Source organism: Sphingopyxis sp. (genome assembly GCF_051861155.1).
Classification (GTDB): Bacteria; Pseudomonadota; Alphaproteobacteria; order Sphingomonadales; family Sphingomonadaceae; genus Sphingopyxis.
Genome location: NZ_JBHYDE010000008.1, coordinates 42901 through 62793 on the forward strand (window position 1 = coordinate 42901; position 19893 = coordinate 62793).

21 protein-coding genes are annotated in these 19893 nt (G+C 65.5%); 11 read left to right on the forward strand and 10 right to left on the reverse strand.

The window, feature by feature from the left end; genetic code table 11:
- Positions 1-205: 205 nt before the first annotated feature.
- The 6 genes from ACTIFP_RS14550 to ACTIFP_RS14575 all read left to right on the forward strand — a co-directional run bounded on the left by ACTIFP_RS14550 (position 206) and on the right by ACTIFP_RS14575 (position 7882).
- A complete protein-coding gene (locus ACTIFP_RS14550; RefSeq protein WP_439569428.1) occupies positions 206-1459 on the forward strand; it encodes a D-arabinono-1,4-lactone oxidase in 1254 nt (417 codons plus the stop codon).
- Complete coding sequence (locus ACTIFP_RS14555; RefSeq protein ID WP_439569429.1) at positions 1456-2604, forward strand: DSD1 family PLP-dependent enzyme; 1149 nt, start codon at positions 1456-1458, stop codon at positions 2602-2604. Before ACTIFP_RS14550 ends, ACTIFP_RS14555 begins: the two co-directional genes overlap by 4 nt.
- A complete protein-coding gene (locus tag ACTIFP_RS14560) occupies positions 2601-3263 on the forward strand; it encodes a TetR/AcrR family transcriptional regulator (protein WP_439569430.1) in 663 nt (220 codons plus the stop codon). Before ACTIFP_RS14555 ends, ACTIFP_RS14560 begins: the two co-directional genes overlap by 4 nt.
- A 57-nt stretch (positions 3264-3320) precedes the next feature.
- Positions 3321-5840: a penicillin-binding protein 1A gene (locus tag ACTIFP_RS14565; RefSeq protein WP_439569431.1), complete on the forward strand. Its 2520-nt coding sequence runs from the start codon at positions 3321-3323 to the stop codon at positions 5838-5840.
- Positions 5841-6035: 195 nt separating this feature from the next.
- Positions 6036-7163, forward strand: coding sequence for a peptide chain release factor 2 (gene prfB / locus ACTIFP_RS14570; RefSeq protein ID WP_439569432.1), 1128 nt, complete (start codon positions 6036-6038; stop codon positions 7161-7163).
- Positions 7163-7882 (forward strand): class I SAM-dependent methyltransferase, encoded by a 720-nt coding sequence (locus ACTIFP_RS14575; RefSeq protein WP_439569433.1) that lies wholly within the window; start codon positions 7163-7165, stop codon positions 7880-7882. The genes prfB and ACTIFP_RS14575 overlap by 1 nt, the downstream gene beginning before the upstream one ends.
- A 40-nt stretch (positions 7883-7922) precedes the next feature.
- Here ACTIFP_RS14575 and ACTIFP_RS14580 read toward each other — a convergent pair whose 3' ends face one another.
- The 8 genes from ACTIFP_RS14580 to ACTIFP_RS14615 form a co-directional block, all read right to left on the reverse strand.
- A complete protein-coding gene (locus tag ACTIFP_RS14580; protein WP_439569560.1) occupies positions 7923-8288 on the reverse strand; it encodes a DsrE family protein in 366 nt (121 codons plus the stop codon).
- Positions 8276-9025, reverse strand: a complete 750-nt coding sequence (locus ACTIFP_RS14585) for a HesA/MoeB/ThiF family protein (RefSeq protein WP_439569434.1) — start codon at positions 9023-9025, stop codon at positions 8276-8278. Before ACTIFP_RS14585 ends, ACTIFP_RS14580 begins: the two co-directional genes overlap by 13 nt.
- Positions 9026-9565 carry a dUTP diphosphatase gene (gene dut / locus ACTIFP_RS14590; RefSeq protein ID WP_439569561.1) on the reverse strand — a complete coding sequence of 180 codons (540 nt, stop codon included), beginning with the start codon at positions 9563-9565 and terminating at the stop codon, positions 9026-9028.
- Positions 9537-10799 (reverse strand): bifunctional phosphopantothenoylcysteine decarboxylase/phosphopantothenate--cysteine ligase CoaBC, encoded by a 1263-nt coding sequence (gene coaBC / locus ACTIFP_RS14595; RefSeq protein ID WP_439569435.1) that lies wholly within the window; start codon positions 10797-10799, stop codon positions 9537-9539. The genes dut and coaBC overlap by 29 nt, the downstream gene beginning before the upstream one ends.
- Before the next feature lies 1 nt (position 10800).
- Positions 10801-11097, reverse strand: coding sequence for a CcdB family protein (locus ACTIFP_RS14600; RefSeq protein WP_439569436.1), 297 nt, complete (start codon positions 11095-11097; stop codon positions 10801-10803).
- Positions 11098-11343 carry a type II toxin-antitoxin system CcdA family antitoxin gene (locus ACTIFP_RS14605; protein ID WP_439569437.1) on the reverse strand — a complete coding sequence of 82 codons (246 nt, stop codon included), beginning with the start codon at positions 11341-11343 and terminating at the stop codon, positions 11098-11100.
- A gap of 44 nt (positions 11344-11387) precedes the next feature.
- A complete protein-coding gene (gene ubiB, locus ACTIFP_RS14610; RefSeq protein WP_439569438.1) occupies positions 11388-12932 on the reverse strand; it encodes a 2-polyprenylphenol 6-hydroxylase in 1545 nt (514 codons plus the stop codon).
- A gap of 157 nt (positions 12933-13089) precedes the next feature.
- Positions 13090-13827, reverse strand: coding sequence for a class I SAM-dependent methyltransferase (locus ACTIFP_RS14615; RefSeq protein WP_439569439.1), 738 nt, complete (start codon positions 13825-13827; stop codon positions 13090-13092).
- A 91-nt stretch (positions 13828-13918) separates the two neighbouring features.
- Here ACTIFP_RS14615 and mutM point away from each other — a divergent pair, with 91 nt between their 5' ends.
- From mutM to ACTIFP_RS14640, 5 genes are all read left to right on the forward strand, one after another.
- The gene (gene mutM, locus ACTIFP_RS14620; protein WP_439569440.1) at positions 13919-14731 is read left to right on the forward strand and encodes a bifunctional DNA-formamidopyrimidine glycosylase/DNA-(apurinic or apyrimidinic site) lyase; all 813 of its coding nucleotides are present in this window, start codon (positions 13919-13921) and stop codon (positions 14729-14731) included.
- A 187-nt stretch (positions 14732-14918) separates the two neighbouring features.
- Positions 14919-15182 carry a 30S ribosomal protein S20 gene (gene rpsT / locus ACTIFP_RS14625; protein ID WP_088440120.1) on the forward strand — a complete coding sequence of 88 codons (264 nt, stop codon included), beginning with the start codon at positions 14919-14921 and terminating at the stop codon, positions 15180-15182.
- 40 nt (positions 15183-15222) lie between these two features.
- Complete coding sequence (locus ACTIFP_RS14630; RefSeq protein ID WP_439569441.1) at positions 15223-15459, forward strand: hypothetical protein; 237 nt, start codon at positions 15223-15225, stop codon at positions 15457-15459.
- Between the two features lie 241 nt (positions 15460-15700).
- Positions 15701-17059 carry a chromosomal replication initiator protein DnaA gene (gene dnaA / locus ACTIFP_RS14635; RefSeq protein ID WP_439569442.1) on the forward strand — a complete coding sequence of 453 codons (1359 nt, stop codon included), beginning with the start codon at positions 15701-15703 and terminating at the stop codon, positions 17057-17059.
- Between the two features lie 159 nt (positions 17060-17218).
- Positions 17219-17875 (forward strand): suppressor of fused domain protein, encoded by a 657-nt coding sequence (locus ACTIFP_RS14640; RefSeq protein WP_439569443.1) that lies wholly within the window; start codon positions 17219-17221, stop codon positions 17873-17875.
- 144 nt (positions 17876-18019) lie between these two features.
- On the opposite strand, the gene ACTIFP_RS14645 is transcribed toward ACTIFP_RS14640, so the two are convergent.
- Positions 18020-18724 carry a DUF4136 domain-containing protein gene (locus tag ACTIFP_RS14645; protein WP_439569562.1) on the reverse strand — a complete coding sequence of 235 codons (705 nt, stop codon included), beginning with the start codon at positions 18722-18724 and terminating at the stop codon, positions 18020-18022.
- A 164-nt stretch (positions 18725-18888) separates the two neighbouring features.
- Complete coding sequence (trpS, locus tag ACTIFP_RS14650; RefSeq protein ID WP_439569444.1) at positions 18889-19887, reverse strand: tryptophan--tRNA ligase; 999 nt, start codon at positions 19885-19887, stop codon at positions 18889-18891.
- Between the last annotated feature and the right edge of the window lie 6 nt (positions 19888-19893).

Below are 19893 nucleotides of genomic sequence, written 5' to 3' on the forward strand. Positions count from 1 at the left end.
CCACAATCGCCCTTCCCTTCAGGGGAGGGCAGCGAGACTTGCCAGCTTGCTGGCTTAGTCGCAGCGGGTGGGGTTTCGCAGCCTTGCGCCACCCCGACAGACCCCACCCCAACCCCTCCCCTGAAGGGGAGGGGCTTTAGTAATATAGTCTTGACTAACTTTCTTCCCGCAGCCAGCTTCACTGCGCTGACGGCGGGAGAGAGGTATGAGCTGGAGCAACTGGTCGGGTAGCGTCACCGCGGCGGCCCAGATCGCCCGTCCGCACAGCGAGGACGAACTCGCCGCGCTTATCCGCAGCGCGCACAAATTGCGCGTCACCGGGGCCGGGCACAGCTTCATGCCGCTTTGCGAATCGGACGAGCTGATCGTCGGCCTCGACGATCTGGCGGGCGATATACACATCTCCCCGGACCGCCAGACCGCGCGCATCCCCGCGGGCTGGAGCATCCGCCGCCTGACCGCGGCGCTGTGGGACGCGGGGCTGGCGCTGGCCAACCAGGGCGACGTCAATCCGCAGTCGCTTGCCGGCGCAATGGCGACCGGGACACACGGCACCGGCGCCGACCTCGGTTCGCTCGCCACCTTCGCGCGCGGTTTCCGGCTGATCGGCGCCGATGGCGAGGCGCATTGGTGCGACGCGACCACCAACCCCGACCTCTATCAGGCGCAGCGCCTGTCGCTCGGGCTGTTCGGGGTCGCGACCGAGATCGACGTCGCGGTCGTCCCTGCCTTTCACCTCGCCGAACGGATCGAAAAACGGCGCTGGGCGGAGATCCGTGAGAGCTATGATGATTTGACGCGGCAACATCGCCATGTCGAATTCTGGTTCTTTCCGCACAGCGATGATGTGATCCTGAAAACGCTCGACCTGTGCGATCCGTGCGATCCGCCGCCGACCACCACCGATATGGAGGAGGCCAGTTTTCGCCGCATCCTCAACATTTCCGCCCGGCTGCCCTTCCTGACCCCGTCGCTCCAGCGGCTGATGATGAAAAGCGGCATTTCGGGGCGCCGCCGCGGTCCCGCACACAGCGTCTTTCCGTCCGACCGCACGATCCGGTTCGAAGAGATGGAATATGAAATGCCGCGCGCCGCTGGGCTCGACACCCTCGCCGAGGTTGTCGGGTGGATTCGCAAGAAACGCCTGCCCGTCACCTTTCCGTTCGAATTTCGCACCGTCGCTGCCGACGACATCTGGATGAGCCCGATGAACGCCGGACCCGTCGCGGCGATTTCGATGCACCAATATGCCAAGATGCCGTGGCGAAACCTGTTCGCCGAGGCCGAGACGATTTTCCGCAGCCATGGCGGGCGGCCGCATTGGGCCAAACGCCACACGCTGGGCCGCGCCGATGTCGCGGCGCTGTATCCGATGGCGGGGCGTTATAATGCCGTCCGCCGCGCCGCCGATCCGGGCGGCAAATTTCTCAACCCGCATCTCGAAAGCCTGTTTGCATGACCACCGACCGCGACCTTCACGCGCATTTGATCGGCCAGCAAGGCGCGCGCGCCGACCTTAACACCCCGGTGCTCGTGCTCGATGTCGACGCGCTCGACCGCAATATTCAGCGGATGGCGGCGCTCGCCGGTCACCATGGCGTCGGCCTGCGCCCGCATGCCAAGACGCACAAGAGCGTCGACATTGCTTTGCGACAGATGCAGGCGGGCGCGGTCGGGGTATGCTGCGCGAAGATCGGCGAGGCCGAGGTGCTGGCGGCGGGCGGGGTCACCGGCATCCTGATCACCTCGCCCGTCGCCGCGCCCGCCGCAATCGACCGGCTCGCTGCGCTCGCCGCCAGCGCCGAAGGGCTGATGGCGGTCGTCGATCATCCGGGCGTCGCCGAGCGGCTTCAGAGTGCGCTGATCGCAGCCGAGGCACGACTCGATGTCATCATCGACATCGACCCCGGCATCGCGCGTACTGGCGTGGCGTCGGCGGAAGCCGCGGTCGCGTTGGCCAAGGTCATCGCCGCGTCCCCGAATCTCGCCTATCGCGGGGTGCAATTTTACTGCGGGTCGCAGCAGCATATCGAAAGCTATGCCGACCGCCGCGCCGCGATCGTCGAGCGCACCGCCTATCTGCAAAGCGTCATCGCGGCGCTGGCCGACGCGGGCTTCGCACCCGAAATCATCACCGGATCGGGCACCGGCACCCACCGCATCGACCTTGACCTCGGCGTTTTTACCGAACTGCAGGCGGGCAGCTATGTCTTCATGGACAAACAATATGGCGACTGCGACCTGACCGGCGAGGGCGGCGAAGCGCCGTTCGAGGTGTCGCTGGCGGTCGATGCGCGGGTCGTCAGCGCCAATCATGACGGGCTCGTCACCATCGACGCCGGCTACAAGTCGCTGTCGACCGACGGCGGCGTCGCGGTGGTGCAGCGCGGCGCGCCCGAAACCGCGTTCTTCGCTTTCATGGGCGACGAACATGCGGCGCTGATCGCGCCCGGCATCGGGACGCAGCTCGCCCCCGGCGACCCGGTCAGCTTGACCGTGCCACACTGCGACCCGACGGTGAACCTCTACGACAGCTATCATGTCGTGGCCGGAGAGACGCTGGTCGACATCTGGCCGGTCAGCGCGCGCGGCCGGGCGCGGTGATCGCGGCGGGCCGCGCCCCTGCTGTCAAGCGTCCGCCGCAACAGGACCGCGCGCATCTGACCCGCGGCCGGCTGCTCGACGTCGCGGGCGAATTGCTGGCCGAGGTCGGGATCGAGCGGATTTCGACCAATATGATCGCGGCGCGCGCCGGGCTGACGCCGCCCGCGCTTTACCGCTATTTCGGCGACAAATATGCGGTGCTGGAGGCGCTGGGGCGGCGGCTGATGGAGCGGCAGAACGATGTGCTCGACGCTTGGCTGACGCGTCATGCGCCCGCCGGGATCGCGGCGATGGCCGACCATATCGGCGATCTGCTCGCTGAAAACGCCGCCGTAACGCGCGCCGAACCCGGCGCGGTGTGGATATTGCGCGCGCTCCACGCCTCGCCGCGGCTCGTCCATGTCCGGCTCGAATCGCACCGCCATGTGACCGACCGGCTGACCGACGCCTGCGCGCCCCTTCTGGCGGAGATGCGCCGGTCGGCGCTATGGTCGCGGCTGCGGCTTGCGGTCGAAATCGGCTTTGCCGCCGACGAAATGCTGTACGAGGAAGACCGTGTTCCGGCCGATGCGGTGCTGACGGATGTCGCCGCGATGCTGCGCTTGATGCTGCTCGACCTGACCAGTCCTTTTTCTGCAAGCGGGCGGGGAGCAGAATAGCAACGCGCCGCAACCATGCTTCCCTTTCTGCCAAGCAGGCTTTAGAGGCTTGGCCCTATGGTCGCCGACAGCACGTCCCATTTCCGCCTGCGCCTTCGCCGCGATAGCAACGCCGTGATTACCTGGTTTCGCGACATGTGGACCAGGCGCTGGTTTCGCTGGCTTGGTTATCTCGCCCTGTCGGGCGTCCTCGCGCTCATCCTGATCTGGGCGATCTTCGCGCGCGACCTGCCGTCGGTCGACCAGCTGCGCGACTATGAACCGCCGCTGCCGACGATGGTCCGCGACGGCGAGGGCAAGCCGGTGCACAGCTATGCGCGCGAACGCCGCGTCCAGCTGGAATATAGCGAATATCCGCAACTCCTCGTGCGCTCGTTCCTGGCCGCCGAAGACAAGACCTTTTTCAGCCACGGCGGCATCGACTATCCGGGCATCGCCTCGGCGATCGTGACCAACCTTTCGAGCAGCGGCCGCCCCGTCGGCGCCTCGACGATTACCCAGCAGGTCGCCAAGAACCTGCTGCTCACCAACGAACTCAGCTATCGCCGCAAGGTGCGCGAAGCGATCCTGGCGATGCGCATCGAGGATGCGCTGACCAAGGAACAGATCCTCGAGCTGTACCTCAACGAAATCCCGCTCGGCCGCCGCGCTTTCGGCGTGCAGGCGGCGAGCCGCGCCTATTTCGACAAGGACGTCGACCAGCTCCAGCTCCATGAAATGGCGTTTCTTGCGATTCTGCCCAAGGCGCCCGAGAAATATGGCCGGACGCGCAACGAGGCGGAGGCGCTGGCGCGGCGCAACTTCGTGCTCGGATCGATGGAGGACAATGGCTGGATCACCGCGGCGCAGCGCGACGCCGCGCGCGCCATGCCGCTTGGCCTTACCAACAGCGGCAACCGCGCGATCGCGCAGGTCGGCGGCTATTATATGGAAGAGGTGCGGCGCCAGCTGATCACCCAGTTCGGCGAAACCGCTGCGGATGGCCCGCTCAGCGTCTATGCCGGCGGGCTGTGGGTCCGCACGCCTTATGACGGCAAGATGCAGACGGGCGCAACGATGGCGCTGCGCAAGGGGCTCCAGCGCTACGACGCGGGCAAGGGCTGGTCGGGACCGATCGCAACGATCGAGGCCGACGACCAGTGGCAGAGCCGTCTGGCGTCGAGCTTCATCGGCATCGACTATGACAATTGGCGCGTCGCTGCGGTCCTGTCGAAATCGGCCGGCGCGGCGCAGATCGGCTTTGCCAATGGCGATACCGGCACGCTGCCCGCCAGCGCCGCGACGCTCGGCTATCGCAAGACCGGCGGCAACGCTTTTTCGGCGATGCGCCCGGGCGACCTGATTGTCGTCAAATCGACCGGGGGCAGCGGGTATGCTTTGCGCAACATTCCCGAAGTGTCGGGCGGCATGGTCGTCGAAAGCCCGCATTCGGGCCGCATCTATGCGATGCAGGGCGGCTTCGACGTCCGCCTATCGCCCTTCAACCGTGCGACGCAGGCGCAGCGCCAGCCGGGTTCGACGATCAAGCCCTTTGTTTATGCCGCGGCACTCGACAATGGCATGACCCCGGCAACGATGATCGTCGACGGGCCGTTCTGCGTCTATCAGGGCGCGCGTTTCGGCAACAAATGTTTCCGCAACTTCGGCGGCGCGGGCGGATCGGGCGAACATACGATGCGCTGGGGGCTCGAACAGTCGCGCAACCTGATGACCGTCAAGGCGGCGAGCCAGGTCGGCATGGAGCCGATTGTCGAGACGATCCAGACGATGGGCATCGGCAAGCACGAACCTTATCTCTCGACCGCGCTCGGCGCTGGATCGACGACGGTCGAAAAGATCACCAACGCCTATGCGATGCTCGCCAATCATGGGCGCGAACTGAAACCGCGGGTGATCGACTATGCGCAGGATCGCCGCGGCAAGGTGATTTTCCCGGCCAATTGGAAGCCGTGCGACGGCTGCAACAAAAAAGATTGGGACGGTCGCCCGATGCCGCGCTTCGCCAAATCGGGCAAGCAGCTGATGGACCCGATGACCGCCTATCAGGTCGTCCATATGCTCGAAGGCGTCGTTCAGCGCGGCACCGCGGTGCGGCTGCGCGACCTGAATGTCCCGCTGTTCGGCAAGACCGGGACGACCTCCGGCCCGAACGATGTGTGGTTCGTCGGCGGGACTCCCGATGTGATCGCGGGCATGTATATCGGTTTCGACCAGCCGCGCAGCATGGGCGGCTATGCCCAAGGCGGCAGCTATGCGGCGCCGATCTTCAAGGATTTCGCGCTCGCGGCGCTCGCCGACCGCCAGCCGATTCCCTTCTCGGCGCCGAAAGGGGTGCGCATGGTGCGCATTGATCGCCAGTCGGGCCGCCGCGTCTATGGCAGCTGGCCGGGCACCGACCCCAAGGCGTCGATTATCTGGGAAGCCTTCAAGCCCGAAAGCGAACCGCGCCGGACGATCCGCGAAGAGGAAATCAAGCCGATCAAGGCGCCGAAGCGGACGACTGGCGGCGCGGCGCAAAAGGGATCGACGGGGCGCACCGACAGCGACTTCCTCGACGACCGCGGCGGCATTATCTGACGCGATAAATTCAAGGCTGACCGGTCTTCCGCATCCCCGAGCGAAGACGAGGGGTTCGTTCGAGCGAAGCGAGAACCTGCACCGCCGCTACCTCGACTTCGCTCGGCACAGCCCCTCGTCTTCGCTCGGGGATGCGGTATTGTTAGAACTCACGGCGGCCTCTATGGCCGGACGCCATTATTCAGGAGCAAGGACATGCGCGCCGAAGCGCAGGATCATATCGACAAGATTGGCGCCGCGCTGGCGCTGCTGCGCCGTTTCCTCGACTGGGACCGCGCGGTGCGGCGGCTCGACGAGCTGAATGCCAAGGTCGAGGATCCGACGCTGTGGAACGATCCGCGCGCCGCGCAGGAGGTCATGCGCGAACGCCGCCGCCTCGACGAGGCAATCAATGCGACGCGCGCGATTGAAACCGAATGCACCGACACCGCCGAACTGATCGAACTCGCCGAGATGGAAGGCGACGAAGCGATGATCGACGAGGCGGTGGCCTCGCTGGCGACGCTCGCCGCGCGCGCCGAAGAGGACAAGATCAAGGCGCTGCTCGCGGGCGAAGCCGACGCCAATGATTGCTATATCGAAGTCCATGCCGGCGCCGGCGGCACCGAAAGCCAGGATTGGGCCGAAATGCTTCAGCGCATGTACAGCCGCTGGGCGGAAAAGCGCGGATTCAAGGTGGAACTGGTCGAATATCAGGCTGGCGAACAGGCGGGGATCAAATCGGCGACGATGCTGGTCAAGGGCGAGAATGCCTATGGCTATTCCAAGACCGAAAGCGGCGTGCATCGGCTGGTCCGTATCTCGCCCTACGACAGCTCGGCGCGGCGCCACACCAGCTTCTCGAGCGTCTGGGTCTATCCGGTGATTGACGACAATATCGATATCGAGATCAACGAGGGCGACCTCAAGATCGATACCTATCGCGCTTCGGGCGCGGGCGGCCAGCACGTCAACACGACCGATTCGGCGGTGCGCATCACGCATATTCCGACCGGCATCGTCGTCGCCAGCCAGAACGACCGGTCGCAGCACAAGAACCGCGCGACCGCGATGGGGATGCTGAAGGCGCGGATGTACGAGGCCGAGCTGCAAAAGCGCGAAGCCGCGGCGTCGGGCGAATATCAGGCAAAGACCGAAATCGGCTGGGGCCACCAGATCCGTTCCTACGTCCTCCAGCCGTACCAGCTGGTCAAGGATCTGCGCACCGGGGTGACGTCGACCGCGCCCGGCGACGTGCTTGACGGCGCGCTCGACCCGTTCATGGCCGCGGCGCTGTCGCAGAAGGTCACGGGCGAAAAGGTCGAGGTCGAGGACATCGATTGATGAAGCGATCCGCCGCCGCCCTGCTCGCGTGCCTGTCGCTGCTCGGCGGCTGCGATGCGCCATGGGACGATAGCGGCGACCGCACGATGACGGCGCGCGAATTTCCGCCCGCCGACCGCCCGGTGGCGCCGACGGTCTCGACCAAATGGTCGACCGAAGAAGCGCGCGACCGCGTCAACGAGGCCGAAGACGTCATGGATTCGGCCGATGTTCGCCCGGCGATGACCGTCGCCGACATCGGCGCGGGCGACGGCTATTACACCGTGCGCCTCGCGCAGCGCGTCGGCGCGGGCGGGCGGGTGCTGGCGCAGGACATCATGCCCGAGGTGATCGAACGGCTCGCCGACCGCGTCGCGCGCGAACGGCTCGACAATGTCTCGCTCAAACTCGGCGCGGTCGACGACCCGCGGCTGCCCGCGGCCAGTTTCGACCGGGTGTTCATGGTCCATATGTATCACGAGATTGGCGAGCCCTACGCCTTTCTCTGGCGGCTACGCCCGGCGTTGCGCGCGGGCGGGCAGGTGATCGTCGTCGACGGCGACCGCCCGATCGCCGACCATGGCACGCCCTTCCGCCTGCTCGTCTGCGAGTTCGAGGCGGTGGGGTACAAGCTGGTGTCGTACGACGACAAACAGCATGCCGGGGGGTATTTGGCGCGCTTCGTGCCGAGTGGGAAGCGCCCCGATCCCGACGCGATTACGGTGTGCGACAATCCGTGAAATAGTCGTCGCCCCCGCCTTCGCGGGGGCGACGGTGCTTTCAATAGACCACCAATCGATCGGCATCGCCGATCTCGGCCATGAAGCTCACCAGTCCACCGGTGCGCACCTGCGGCACCAGTTCATTCGCCGTCATGCCGGTCAGCGCCATGCCCGACTGACAGACGACCAGCCGCACGTCCATCGCCATGGCCTCGGCGATCAGCGACACGAGATCGGACTGCCCCGCGGCGCGTCGCGCGGCGTCCCCCGCAAATGCGACGGGCGTGCGCAGCAATTCAGCGGCTGGTCCCTGGAGGAATATGCGCGCCGACCGCCCGAGCGCTGCGGCCGCCGCCGCCGTCTCGAGCGCGGCATAGAAGCGCTCGCCTTCGGCCGACGCGACGATGATGTTCAGCCCCGGCATATCGGACACTCCGGATCCTTGGCCACAGCAACTTCGCGCCAGCGCCGGTCGAGCATGTCGACGATCGCCAGCCGCCCGGTCAAGGACGCCCCCCCGCCGGCCAGCGCGCGGACGGCTTCCAACGCCGCCATCGTCCCGATCATCCCGGCGAGCGCGCCCATCACCCCGGTCTCGGCGCAGTTGACACCCTCCTGGTTCGGATCGTCGCCGACCAGGCAGGCGTAGCAGGGAGTGCCCGCGCGCCAGCCCTCGTACAGCGCGACCTGTCCCTCGAACGCCCCGATCGCAGCGCTGAGCAGCGGGATATGCAAGGCAACGGCCGCACGGTTGACCGCCAGCCGGGTGACGAAATTGTCGCAGCCATCGAGGATCAGGGTCGCGCCATCCAGCAATGCCGCGGCATTTGCGTCATCGAGCCGCTGGGCGATCGCGACCGTCTCGACATACGGGTTGATCCGCCGCGCCGCCTCCGCGGCCACCACGGCCTTGCGCGCGCCGATGTCGGCATCGGTAAACAGCGGCTGGCGCTGCAAATTCGACAGTTCGACGACATCATCGTCGATGATCGTCAGCCTGCCGACCCCCGCCGCCGCCAGATAGGTGATCGCCGGACAGCCGATGCCGCCCGCGCCGATGACGGCGACATGCGCGGCTTTCAGCTTCGCTTGCCCCGCGCCGCCGAACGCGGGCAGGATGATCTGGCGCGCGTAACGGTCGAGTTCGGCGTCGGTGAGCAATTAATCGCCCGATCGCCGGGTCTTGATCCCCGACAGCGAGGCCAGTCCTGCGGCGTCGGCGGTTTCATCGACGGGTTCGCTCTCGACCCCGGTCGACCCGAAACCGCCCGCGCCGCGCGTCGTCGTATCGAGCGTTGCCACCTCGGCAAAGCTCGCGCGCTGGACCGGCGCCGGAACCAGCTGCGCGATGCGGTCGCCGCGCTTCACCTCGAAATTATCCTCGCCCAGATTGGCCAGGATCACCTTCACTTCGCCGCGGTAATCGCTGTCGATCGTCCCCGGGGTGTTGAGGCAGGTGATGCCATGTTTCAGCGCCAGGCCCGATCGCGGGCGCACTTGCACCTCGTAACCGGCGGGGATCGCCATCGCGAACCCGGTTGCGACCGCATGGCGCGTGCCGGGACGGATCGTCAGCGATTCCGCCGCGACGACATCCATCCCCGCCGCGCCGTCGCTGGCATAGGCGGGCAGCGGCAGGCCGCCGCCGTTCGGCAGCCGCTGGATGCGGATTTCAATCGGGCTGGCGGGGGCTACGCGCATCGAGCTCATCGGCAATCTTTTCCATCAATTTGCGGGCGACGGCGGCTTTCGGCAACCGGTCCCAGCTGTCTATCCCGTCTTTGCTAACGATATGCACGCGGTTGCTCTCGCCGCCCATCGGGTCGGCGGCGACGTCGTTGGCGACGATCCAGTCGCAGCCCTTCTTCGCCAGCTTCGCCTCGGCATGCGCGATGACGTCATTGGTCTCGGCTGCAAAGCCGATCAGCAAGGTGGGGCGCTCGGGCGATTTTGCGACTCCCGCCAGGATGTCGGGATTCTCCGCCAGCGCGAGCGGCGGGACGGCGCCGCTGCCGTCCTTCTTGATCTTCTGCCCCGCCGGGTCGGCGGCGCGCCAGTCGGCGACCGCGGCGACCATGATTGCGGCATCGACGGGCAGGCCTTGGTCGACCTCGGCCGCCATCTGCGCCGCGGTTTCGACATCGACGCGAATCACGCCGGGCGGGGTCGGCAGCTCGACCGGACCGGCGATCAGCAGCACCTCGGCCCCGGCCTCGGCGGCGGCGGCGGCGATCGCAAAGCCCTGTTTGCCGCTCGACCGGTTGGCGATGTAGCGCACCGGGTCGATCGGTTCATGCGTCGGCCCTGCGGTGATCAGGATACGGCGGCCATAAAGCGGGCGGTGGTTCCCGGGCGCGAAGTCGGGTTGGCCCGTCATGGCGGTAACCGCGGGTGCAGCGGCTAGCGCGGTATCGATCGCATCCTTGATCGCCCCCGGTTCAGGCAAGCGTCCCGGCCCAAACTCACCGCATGCCATCTCGCCCTCGTCGGGAGCCAGCACGGTCACGCCGTCGCCGCGCAAGGTCGCAATATTGCGCTGCGTCGCGGCATGCAGCCACATCCGCACATTCATCGCGGGCGCGGCGAGCACCGGCTTGTCGGTCGCGAGCAACAACGTCGTCGCCAGATCGTCGGCGATCCCCGCCGCCATCTTGGCGAGCAGGTCGGCGGTCGCGGGTGCAACAACGACCAGATCGGCCTCGCGGCTCAGCTGGATATGCCCCATCTCGACCTCGTCCTTCAGGTCGAAGAGATTGGTGTACACCTTGTTCTCGCTGAGCGCCGCGAGCGTCAGCGGCGTCACAAACTGCTCGCCCGCGCGGGTGATGACACAGCGCACGACATAGCCCGCCTTGCGAAGCAGGCGGACGAGTTCGATGCTCTTGTAGGCGGCGATACCACCGCCGATGATCAGCAGGATGCGCTTGCCGGCCACCTCAAACCCCCGTCAGCAGCACGTCGAGCGCGTTCAATATCTCATATCGTTGGTCGGCCAATGACGTCACCCGCAGGCCGAGTTCGTTGGCATCGACGGCGGAGGCGAGCTGCGTTGCCATGATATGGCGCCGTCCGTCGATTTCGAACACCGGGTGAAGGCGCGACAAGGTCTGCGCCGTCTGCGTCGGTACGAGCGGGATGACGAAGCGCGTGTCAAAATGGTCGAGCAGGTCGCTTTGGCAATCGAGCAGCAGATTGTCGTCGTCGCGACTGCGGTGAACATCGAATTGCGGCATTCAGAAGCGCCGGTATTTGGCGAGAGGCAGGCCGTTCTTGCGCGTATAGTCGTTCCAGCTTTCGATCGCGGCGCGATTCTCTTCCTTCCACGCCGCTTCGCGCGCCTTCTTCACCTCGGCGGCAAGGCCCGTTTGGCAGGCCTCGCTGACGTTGATGCCAAGCTTTCGGGCTTCATCGACCAGCCCGGCGCTCAGCGACACGTTGGTCGGCTTTTTTGGCCCTTCGAATCGTGCCGGACGGTTCATCGCCATTCTCCTTGTGCATAAGATATGCACATCGGGCGGTCAGTTCAACCCAGCCAGTTGAGCGCCGCCGCGCCTGCCATCGCACCAACCAGCGCCGTCAGCGCATAGCGCCACCAGCGCCGCTTTTCGCCCTTGTCCCACATCAGCGCGATCTCGGGCAGCGGCGGTGCGGGCGGCGCGGCGCCCTTTTTGGGCAATTGCGCGTCGAGGCGGCGGATGATGTCAGGGATCAGCGCCAGCGTCCCCGCCTGTTCGCGCAGGCCATCGGCCAGCGCGGCTTCGGGGCCGAGTTCGTCGCGGATCCATTCCTTCACAAACGGTCCCGATACGTCCCACATGTTGATCCGGGGGTTGAGCATCGTCGCGACCCCCTCGACCATCACCATAGTTTTTTGCAGCAACAGCAAATGCGGCTGCGTCTGCATGTCGAAATCGCGGGTGATTGCGAACAGGCCGTCGAGCATCTGTCCAACGCTCAGCTCGCTGACCGGCTTGCCGCGCATCGGCTCGCCGACCGCGCGCAGCGCCGTCGCGAATTCCTCGACATTATGATAATCGGGGACGTACTGCGCCTCGAAATGAATCTCGGCGACGCGGCGATAATTGCCCGTGGTCAGCCCATAGAGGATTTCGGCGAGCCAGTAGCGCGCCTGCCGGTTGATCCGGCCCATGATGCCGAAATCGACCGCGGCGATCGTGCCGTCGGCTTTCACGAACAAATTGCCCTGGTGCATGTCGGCGTGGAAAAACCCCTCGGCGATCGCCTGACGCAGAAAGGCGTGGACAAGGTTGCCCGCCAGTTTCTCCATGTCGTGCCCCGCGGCGATCAGTGCGTCGCGGTGCGAAATCTTAATGCCGTCAATCCAGTCGAGCGTCATCACCTTGCTCGTCGTGCGGTCCCAGTCGATCGCCGGGACTTCATAGGTCGGCACCCCGACCATCGCGTCGGCCAGTTCGGACGCCGACGCCGCTTCGCGGCGCAGATCCAGCTCGCGCAGCGTCCAGCGGCGGAAATTGGCGATGACCTGGCGCGGGCGCAGCCGCGTCGCTTCGCCGCCGAGCGCTTCGAGATGCGCCGCCGCCCATTCATAGGTGTCGATGTCGCGCGCGAACTGCTTGTCGATGCCGGGACGGCGGACCTTGACCGCGACCTTGCGGCCGTCGGTGGTCACGGCGCGGTGGACCTGTGCGATCGACGCCGATCCGACAGGGTCGGGGTCGAACTCGCTGTACAGGCTTTCCAGCGGCACCTCGAACGTCGCCTCGATTTCCTGCCGGATACGCTCGAACGCGACGGGGGGCAGCGCGTCCTGCAAACTCAGCAGGTTACGCGCGGCGTCTTCGCCGACCAGGTCGGGGCGCGTCGCGAGCGTCTGGCCCAGCTTGACCGCCGCGGGGCCGATCGCCTGGAACGCGGCGGCATAGTCGGGAATTTTCGGCTGGACCGTGCCAAAGCGCGCGATGCGGCACAGCCGCTTGACCCCCGGCGGGGTTTGCGGCGCGCTCTCGATCCCGCGCAGCGCCCCGTGGCGCGCCAGGATACGGCCCCATTTCAGCAGGCGCAGGATATGGGTGACGGGACGGGTCATGGGGTGAACCCCTCCCCTTCAGGGGAGGGGCAGCGAGACTTGCCAGCTTGCTGGCTAGTCGCAGCGGGGTGGGCGATGCCATCGACGCCGGCCGGTTCCAAGGACCCCACCCCAACCCCTCCCCTGAAGGGGAGGGGCCTTATGCCGATGCCGACCCTCACGCCTTCCACCCGCTATGGATCGCGACCAGCCCGCCCAGGATCGGCTCGACCTTCACCGCGGTAAAGCCCGCTTCGCCGATCATCCTGGCGAATTCGGGCATCGGCGGGAAACGGCGGATCGATTCGATCAGGTAGCGATAGCTGTCCTCGTCCTGCGCGATCAGCTTGCCGAGCTTGGGGACAAGATGGTGCGAATAAGCGTCATAGGCTTGCGCGAACCCCGGCCATTCGTTGGTCGAAAATTCCAGGCAGAAGAACCGCCCGCCATAGCGCAGCACGCGGTGCGTTTCCTTCAGCGCCGCGGGAATGTCGGTCACGTTGCGGATGCCGAAGGCAATCGTATAGGCGTCGAAAAACTGGTCAGGGAACGATAGTTTCTCGGCGTTTTGTTCGCTCCACACCAGGCTGTCGATGCCGCGCTCGGCCGCGCGTTCGACGCCGACGCCCAGCATGTCGGGGTTGATGTCGGCGACGGTGATGCTCGCGCCGCTCTTTTCCATGCGAAAGGCGATGTCGCCGGTGCCCCCCGCCATGTCGAGGATCGCCTCACCCGCGCGCGGTTTGACGCGGCGCACAAAGCGGTCTTTCCACAATCGGTGCATGCCGCCCGACATTGCGTCGTTCATGATGTCATATTTGCGCGCGACGCGGCTGAACACCTCGCCGACCTTCGCGGTTTTTTCGGTCGCCGGAACCTGTTCATAGCCAAAGCTGACGGTGTCGGGGGTGGCCATGGATGTGCGCCTTTGCGGGGAGAGCGATAGTCAGATGCGCCTTTAGCGGGGCCTTGTCGCGCAAGCAAATGGCGCGTAGCTCCCGCTGACGATGCCCGAGCTTCCCGAAGTCGAAACCACCGTCCGCGGCCTCGCGCCGCACCTCACCGGCCAGCGGCTGGTGCGCGTCTCGACGCTGCGCCCCGATCTGCGCCGCCCATTCCCGGTTGATCTGGCGCAGCGGCTCACCGGCTCGATTGTCACCGGGCTGTCGCGGCGCGCCAAATATGGCATCATCGCCACCGACCGCGGCGATCATATGATCTTTCACCTCGGCATGTCGGGCAGTTGGCGGATCGGCGCGGGCGAACCCGGCAAGCACGACCATCTGCTGATCGATACCGCGGCGGGGCAGCGATTGATGCTCCACGATCCGCGCCGTTTCGGGTCGGTCGACCTGGTCGCCGGCGATCCGCTCACCGGCTTTCCCGCTTTCGTCACGCTCGGCCCCGAGCCTCTGTCCGATGCCTTCGACGCCGCCCATCTCGCGCGCGTTCTGGCGGGGCGGCGCGCGCCGATCAAGGCGATGCTGCTCGACCAGACGATCGTCGCGGGGCTGGGCAATATCTATGTGTGCGAGGCGCTCAACATGGCGCGCATCGCGCCGACCCGCGCCGCTGCCGACGTGTCGCGCGCCAAATTCGCGGTGCTCGTTCCCGCGATCAAGGCGGTGCTCGAGGCGTCGATCGCGGCGGGCGGCTCGACCCTGCGCGACTATAAACAGCCCGATGGCGAACTCGGCTATTTCGCCAAAGACTGGCGCGTCTATGGCCGCGAGGGTGAGACGTGCGACTGCGGCGGCACGATCGCGCGGATCGTCCAGAGCGGCCGCTCGACCTTTTATTGCCCCAAATGCCAGCGGTGACGCGCGCATTTGCCGCAAAAATGATTGACCAACCGGGGTTGTCTGGCTATGCGCGCACCCTTCGAGCAGGGTCCGGGTTACCGGAACCGGCCGTATCCGGATATTGATTCGCTCGTTTCGCGCGATTCGGCTGCTCCGGTGACGCTGTGCTCCGACTGACTTAGACCGTTTGGAAACCGAGGAATTTATGGCCAATACGCCGCAGGCAAAAAAGCGCATCCGCCGCAACACCGCGCGCACCGTCGTGAACAAGAATCGCGTCTCGCGCATCCGCACGCTGGTGAAGAAGGTCGAGAACGCGATCGTCGCTGGCGACAAGGACGCGGCGGCGACCGCGCTGAAGGCGGCGCAGCCTGAAATGGCGCGCGGCGTCGCCAAGGGCGTGCTGCACAAGAACACCGTCGCGCGCAAATTCTCGCGCCTGACCAAGAGCGTGAACGCAATCGCCTGATTGCCCACGCCTATTTGAGCTTGTCCCGAAAGGGAACAAAATGGACCCGCCGGCACACCGCCCGCGGGTCTTTTTTTGTGCCGCCGAATATGACCGGGCGATGGCAATATTGTTGCAGCGCGGTAAGTGGCGGATTTACGGCGATTCGTTGATCTGCAACCCGATTGTCATATATAAGTATCTGAAAATTTTGATGAAAACACCGATTTCGCGCGATTCCGGCACCCCTGCCGAGTCAAGATTTTTATTTCAGTATTTTTACACGACCGCCCCTTGATCGACTCGCTTCGCCCTGACTAGACAGGGGGGTCGTCGGCCTTCGCCGGTGGCCGCCACATCGACATGATTCGCACTTCTTCGGGCCCTCGGTCCCGGGCAGGATGCTTGCGCCCCGGCGCAGGCGACGAATCGGCGTGGGAGCGGCTCCGCAAAGGTTTCGAGGGCAGGGGGATCAGCGGGGGCGGCGCAGCGTGATAAAGAGCGGAAATCTTCATGGTGACGATGCAAGGGACGGAGCGATGAGCGGCGATGCCGCGGCGCTCTGGCCGCGCGTTGCCGAAGGACTGCGCCGCGACCTCGGCGTGCGCACTTTCGACCATTGGCTGAAACCCGTGCGCTTTGGCGATTATTGCACGCTGTCGGGGGTGGTGACGCTCGAAACCGTCAGCCGTTTTTCGGCCAATTGGATCAACGAACGTTTTGGCGACCGGCTCGAACTCGCCTGGCGCCAGCATCTGCCGACGGTGCGCGGCGTCACCGTGCGCGGCGGCGCCGGTGCGACCGAGCGCGCCGCGATTCTGGCCAGCCCGCCGCTGCCGGCGTTCGATACCCCGGTTCCGACGCCGATCGCTGTCCCGTCGCCGTTCGACCCGCGGCTGTCGTTCGATCGCTTCGTCGTCGCGCGCAGCAACATCCTCGCCGCCAACGCCGCGCGCCGCATGGCGATGGTCGAGGCGCCGCAGTTCAACCCGCTCTACCTCTGCTCGGGCACCGGGCAGGGCAAGACCCACCTCCTCCAGGCGATCGCGCAGGATTATGCCGCGGCGCATCCGACCGCGACCATCATCCTGATGTCGGCCGAAAAATTCATGCTCGAATTCGTCGGCGCGATGCGCGGCGGCGACATGATGGCGTTCAAGGCGCGGCTGCGCGCCGCCGACCTGCTGCTGCTCGACGATCTGCAGTTCGTCATCGGCAAGAATTCGACGCAGGAAGAATTGCTCCACACGATCGACGACCTGATGACCGCAGGCAAGCGCCTGGTCGTCACCGCCGACCGCCCGCCGGCAATGCTCGACGGGGTAGAAGCGCGGCTGCTCTCGCGGCTGTCGGGCGGCCTCGTCGCCGACATCGAAGCGCCCGAGGATGATCTGCGCGAACGCATCATTCGCCAGCGGCTCGCCGCGATGCCGATGCTTGACGTCCCCGACGCTGTCGTCGCCTATCTGGTCAAGCATTTCACCCGCAACATCCGCGAACTCGAAGGCGCGCTGAACAAGCTGCTCGCCTATGCCGCGCTCACCGGCACGACGATCGACCTGACGCTCGCCGAGGACCGGCTCGCCGAAAATGTCCGCACCGCGCGCCCGCGGATCACGATCGACGAGATCCAGCGCGCCGTCTGCGCCCACTACCGGCTCGACAAGTCGGAAATGGCCTCGAAGCGCCGCGTCCGCGCCATCGCCCGCCCGCGTCAGGTCGCGATGTATCTGGCCAAGGAACTGACCCCGCGGTCGTACCCCGAAATCGGGCGGCGCTTTGGCGGGCGCGATCATTCGACCGTGATCCACGCGGTCCGCACGGTCGAGGCGCTGCGCGTCGCCGACAGCGAACTCGACGCGGAAATCGCCGCGATCCGGCGCAGTTTGAACAGCTGATCCACAGCTTATGCCGGGTTTGTCCCCGGGATTGTCCACAGCGCTTGCGCTCGCGCGCCGTATCGTCGGCTTTGGGGTGGGAAGCTGCCTGACGGCTATTGATTTCATCCGTCCGATACTAGACGTCCCCTTGGGCGTATGGGGCAGGAAGGATCGTCGATGGACCTTGAGCGTGTGTGGAAAATTCGCGAGGAAGAGGTGTATCCGACCTTATTCGGCCCCATCAGCCGAGGCATCTTCCCTCTTACTCAGCAGCTATTCGAAGAACGCTTCGGTCAGATCGACATTGACCCTCGCTGGTTGTTTCACGGCGTTTTCGAGTTTGCGCCAACGGCCGACCGACCTTCATGGCTCTACGTCACCTCGGGATATTCAAATCCTTGGGAGCAGGACGGAGTCGACTATGATCCGGAGGGGGAGTCGGGTGCTGGGGTTGAATTCACCTTCGCGGTATCGGAGAAAGGGGATTGGGCGATCCGAGCGCTGCAGCATATGCTGGCCTTTGATCTACTGCTCGGTGTCGGTCGGTATGCCGGAGCAGACCGCTTCTCGTTGCATGACCGCATTCCCTTACGCGCTCCGCTCAATGGTCAGCCAGACTGCCAACTGCGCAACCTGATCCTTGTGGAGAGGGAGGATGAGCCGCAGGAATTTTCCCTTCCATCTGGTCAGGTCATTCTGGTCGGCTTCACGGGCATAACCGATGCCGAACTCGGGTTCGCAAAAGCGCACGGATCGCTTGCCTTGATCGAGAAACTCCGAACTGCAGGATTCCACCCTGTGACGAATCCCAATCGCAAGTCACTCTCTGTATAATGGTCGTGCGACAGCTTTCAGGCGAAGCTTACGAACTAAGCCATGTCCGACTTCGGTCGAAACCCGACATTGCTCCACACGCCAAAGCAAAAGGCCCGCCTTCCGGATGGAGGGCGGGCCTTTGTCTTCAGCCTTGCGGCAAGTTCACCCCTTCTCGGGCGGTGCCACGGTAATCCGCACCCGCTCGCCCGAATTGCCGGGGAAGCCGGTGAACATCGCCTCGACCAGATTGGGAACGATCGTTTGCAGATTATTGTCGCGCGACTGCGCCTCGGCATGGCCTTCGAACAGCCGCGATCCGTCGCCGGCGCGGTTGATCTGCAGGTTCAGCCCACTGGTATAGACGGTGTAGCTGCTGACGTCGGTGCCGCCCCAGCCGGGGCCGAAACCGCCCCACAGGAACGGGTCGCGATAGCCATAGACATAACGGCGCCCGCCGCGGCCGGTGACGATCACCGGACGATAGAAGCCGCCGCCATAATAGCCGCGATAGCCGCCGTACCAGGGATCGCCGAAGCCGGGGCTCGACACGACGCGTTCCCGCCCCTTGTCGACGCCATAATCCATCCGCACGACCAGATCGGCATTTTCGCCGCGCGCCGCGGGGCGATAGCCGTAGCGGGTCAGCTCGCTGGCGACCAGATTGGCATATTGGCCGAACTCGATCCCGCCGGCGAGCGCGGGGTTGCCCGCCTCGACGACAAAGCTCTGGCCTTGCGGCGCGGGTAGCTGGGTCTGGAAACGCGCGACATCGGCCTTGAACGGGGTCGCGCAGCCGGCGAGCGCCAGCGCGGCGCCGGTCATGGCGGCGAGGCCGAGGTGGCGAAGGCCGAGGTGGCGAAGGGTCATCTTGCTCATCGTCTTGGCTCCGTGATTCGGGGGCGCACATCGCTGGCGCTTTATACCATGACTGCGCCGATGCGACTTAACCTTGGTTGAACCCGGCTCGTCGCACCTTGGTTCCACCGATCAATATCGGGTGCCTTCGCCAATAAGCAAGCCCGGACAGGAGATTAGCGGCACAGCCCCAGGGCGGCATAAGCGGCATCGATCGTCGGCCGCGCCAGCGCGCTTGCGCGCGCCGCGCCATCTTCCAGCGCGGCGTCGATCGCCGCCGGATCGGCCTTGAGCTCGCCGAAACGGGTCGCGATCGGGCGCAGGCTTTCGACAAGCAGCTCGCCGAGCGCCGGCTTGAACGCGCCGAACCCCTGTCCGGCAAAGCGCGCCAGCACCTGATCCACGCTTTCGTCGGCCATCGCGGCATAGATGGCGACCAGGTTTTTCGCCTCGGCGCGCCCTTCCAGCCCGGCGGCCTCCGACGGCAAGGGTTCGGCGTCGGTCCTGGCCTTGCGGATCTTCGCCATGATCGTGTCGGCATCGTCGATCAGGTTGATCCGGCTCGCGTCGCTCGGGTCCGATTTCGACATTTTGGCGCTGCCGTCGCGCAGGCTCATGATCCGCGCCGCCGTCGGCGGAATGGTTGGTTCGGGCAGCGTGAAGGTTTCGGTGCCGGTGTCGAGGTTGAATTTGGCCGCGATGTCGCGCGCCAGCTCAAGATGCTGTTTCTGGTCGTCGCCGACCGGAACATGCGTCGTTTGATACAGCAGCACGTCGGCCGCCTGCAACACCGGATACGCGTAAAGCCCGACGCTGGCGCCCTCGCGATTCTTGCCCGATTTTTCCTTGAACTGGGTCATCCGGTTCAGCCACCCGATGCGCGCGGTACAGAACAACAGCCAGCCGAGCTCGGCATGCGCGGGAACGCGCGCCTGATTGAACAATATCGCTTTGGCGGGGTCGATCCCCGCCGCCATCAGCGCCGCCGCCATCTCGCGCGTGTTCGCGGTCAGTTCGGCGGGGTCGTTGTGCACGGTGATCGCGTGCAGATCGGCGAGAAAATAGAGCTTTTCGCCCGCCATCTCGTCCTGCATCCGCACCCAGTTGCGGATCGCACCCAGATAATTGCCCAGGTGCAAGTTTCCGGTGGGCTGAATGCCCGATAGCGTCCGCATGATTCG